General features: G+C 67.8%; 1 pseudogene. It reads right to left on the minus strand.

Going from position 1 to position 432, the window contains the following annotated elements:
• A pseudogene (locus tag JNB88_RS33190) lies at positions 1 to 432 on the minus strand (calcium-binding protein); the annotation flags it as partial.

The following is a 432-nucleotide window of genomic DNA, read 5'->3' on the forward strand; positions in this document are numbered from 1 at the left end:
CGCTCGAGGCCCGCAGGTTGCGCACGCTCAGCTGATCGCCGTCCGGATCGGACGTCTTGGCCAGGAGATCGTCGAGGAAGATCAGCGTCGACAGGTTGACCATGCCGTTGGCCAGAACATTGCGGCCGAGCGATACCGGCAGCCGGTTGGCGCGGGTCTCGTCGTCATCGTCATCACCGCCGCCCTGTTGACCAGGGCCGCCACGGCTTCCCGTCGCAGCCTCGGGATGCCTGCCATCATCTCCTCCACCATGACCGCCGCCACCGCCATGTCCGCCGCCGCCCTGACGGGCCCGGCCGGTCTCGGGAAAGCGGAAGCTCTCGCCATTGATGCCGACGCGGCCCTCATTGTCATTGGCGTTGAAGGCCCGCAGCACGGTGTCGGCAAGGTTCGGGTTGCGCGGCAGCGGCATGTCCTCGAAGCTCAGCCGCA

Source organism: Rhizobium cauense (assembly GCF_019511525.1).
GTDB lineage: Bacteria > Pseudomonadota > Alphaproteobacteria > Rhizobiales > Rhizobiaceae > Rhizobium > Rhizobium cauense.